The following is a 508-nucleotide window of genomic DNA, read 5'->3' on the forward strand; positions in this document are numbered from 1 at the left end:
CGTAGCTGCTTAACGGTAGAACGCGCAATGATGTGGTTACCAATAGCCGCTTGAATCGCGATATCGAACATCTGACGAGGGATAAATTCTTTCATCTTCTCAACCAGCTGACGACCACGAGTCTGAGACTGATCTTTGTGCGTGATAAGCGCAAGTGCATCCACTTTGTCGCCGTTCAATAGTACGTCGACGCGTACCATGTTTGACGCTTCAAAGCGTTGGAAGTTGTAATCCAGAGATGCGTAACCACGTGACGTAGACTTCAGACGGTCGAAGAAGTCGAGAACAACTTCCGCCATTGGGATATCGTAAGTCACTGCAACTTGGTTACCGTGGTAAACCATATCAACTTGGAGACCACGCTTCTCCACACACAGTGTGATCACGTTACCTAGGTAATCAGAAGGCACCAAGATGTTACAACGCGCAATCGGCTCACGAATCTCTTCGATGTCGTTAATTGCAGGTAGCTTCGCTGGGCTATCAACGTACAGTAGCTCACCATCCG

Annotated in this window: 1 pseudogene; it reads right to left on the minus strand. The window is 48.4% G+C overall.

The window, feature by feature from the left end:
• Positions 1-508 (minus strand): annotated as a pseudogene (locus R7190_RS31135) (elongation factor 4); the annotation flags it as partial.

This window comes from Vibrio sp. 1078-1 (genome assembly GCF_033340475.1).